At 73.9% G+C, this 1,962-nt stretch carries 2 protein-coding genes; one reads left to right on the forward strand and one right to left on the reverse strand.

Annotated features, from left to right (window positions below):
* Positions 1–82 precede the first annotated feature (82 nt).
* Positions 83–577 carry a MarR family winged helix-turn-helix transcriptional regulator gene (locus ACFXA3_RS41770; protein WP_385196615.1) on the reverse strand — a complete coding sequence of 165 codons (495 nt, stop codon included), beginning with the start codon at positions 575–577 and terminating at the stop codon, positions 83–85.
* 127 nt (positions 578–704) lie between these two features.
* Here ACFXA3_RS41770 and ACFXA3_RS41775 point away from each other — a divergent pair.
* The coding region (locus ACFXA3_RS41775) for an MFS transporter (protein ID WP_385196617.1) at positions 705–1,962 on the forward strand (1,258 nt) is incomplete at its 3' end.

A 1,962-nucleotide genomic window follows, 5' to 3' on the forward strand; every position in this document is an offset into this window, starting at 1 on the left:
GACCCCCGGCGCCCCGTCGTGCGTTCCGCAGCCCGCCGCCGCCCCTTGCGCCAGGGGTTCGCGGGGCGGTTCGCGGGGCGGCCTAGACCCCGGCCAGCAGCTTGCGCAGGAGACCGGTCAGGGCCGTGACCTCCTCGTCCTCGAGGCCGGTGAGGGCGGCGCGCTGCACCTCCAGCCCGGCGGCGACGGCCTCGTCGATGAGCGAGAGCCCGCGGTCGGTGATCGTCACCTGTAGTCCGCGCCGGTCGTGCGGATCGGGCCTGCGGGAGAGCAGCCCGGCCTTCTCCAGTTTGTCCAGGCGCCCGGTCATGCCGCCCGTCGTGAGCATGAGCGTGGCCGACAGCTGGCGCGGCGAGAGCGTGTACGGGGCGCCGGAGCGCCGCAGGGTGGCGACGACGTCGAACTCGCCGCGCGAGATCCCGTATCGGGCGTAGGCCCGTTCCATCGCGTCCCCCATGCTCCGGGAGATCCGGTAGATGCGGCCGAAGACGGCCATGGGGGCGGTTTCCAGGTCCGGTCGCACTGCGTGCCACTGGTCGATGATCGCGTCGACGGCGTCCTTGTTGGCCTCGGTCATGCACGCAGTATCAAGTGTCCCTCCAGTCGTTCGCAAGAAAGTTGCTTGACGGAAAGTAGCTTAGGGATAAGCTACTTTCCATCAACCTACTTGGGGGGAAACGATGGCCAAGGCCAGGGAAACAAGGGTGGCGGGGGAGCGGTCCCTGCTTGTCGGCGCCGGTGTCAGCGCGGTCGGGACCGGCATGTACGTCCCGTTCTCGCTCGTCTTCTTCCACCACGTCACCGGCCTCTCCTTCGCCCTCGTCGGCCTGGTGATGACCGTCACCGGCCTGGCGGGGCTGGCGGTCCTGCCGCTGGCCGGCTCGGCCGTCGACCGGTTCGGCGCCAAGCGGATCGTCCTCGCCCTCTACGGGGTCCGCGCCCTCGGCTTCGCGCTCTACCCCTTCGCCGGCTCGCTGCCCGCCTTCGCCGCCGTCGCCCTCGTCACCGCCCTGGCCGACCGGTCCTTCCCCGTCGTCCAGCAGTCCCTGATCGGCGAGGTCGCACGCGGCGCCGACCGGGACCGGCTCCAGGCCTCGCTGCGCGCCCTGCAGAACGCCGGGATGGGCGCCGGGGCCCTGATCGTCTCCGGAGTGCTCGCGCTCTGGGGGACCGCCGCCTTCACCTACACCGTCTGGGGCAACGCACTGGCCTTCGCGCTCGCCGGGCTGCTCGTCCGCCGCGTCCGCCCGGTGCACGACGCGCCGACGGCCTCCGCAGGGCGGCCCGCCGCCGGCTACCGGATGGTCCTGCGCGACCGTCCCTTCCTCGCCCTGACCGCCGCCAACTTCCTGACCGCGCTGGGCTACGCCGCCCTGTCCGTGCTCTTCCCGCTCTACATCGCCACCTGGCTGCACGGGCCCGACTCCCTCACCGGAGCCGCCTTCACCCTCAACACCGCCCTGTGCGCCGGGATCGGCGTGCTCGTCGCGGGCCGGGTCCGCCGCTCCGGAGCCCGCCGCACCCGCTCCGCCGCGCTCGGCGCCCTGCTCTTCGCCGCGGCCTTCGTCGGCCAGATCGTGCTCGGCACCCTGCGCCCCGGTCAGACCGCCACCCTGGTCGCCCTGATGGCCATCGTCGTCGTCTACACCCTCGGCGAGCTGGTGCACAGCCCCTCCGGCGGTGCCCTGTCGGTCTCCGCCGCCCCGGAAGCCGTCCGCGGCCGCTACCTGGCCACCTACCAGGTGTCCCACTCGCTGGCCTCCGCGCTGGCCCCCTCGCTCTTCACCGCCCTGCTCGCCGTCGACGGCCGGCTGCCCTGGGCCGTCCTCGCCCTCGCCGCGGCCGGGGCCGCCCTGGCACTCGTCCGGCTGGAGCGCCGGCTGCCCGCCGAGGCCGTGTACCCGCCGCCGTCGGTCGTGGCGGCCGCCTCGGCGCCCCGGCCCCCGGCGCCGATGCCGGCCC

This window comes from Streptomyces sp. NPDC059456, from assembly GCF_042750055.1.
In the GTDB taxonomy this organism is placed as follows: Bacteria; Actinomycetota; Actinomycetes; order Streptomycetales; family Streptomycetaceae; genus Streptomyces.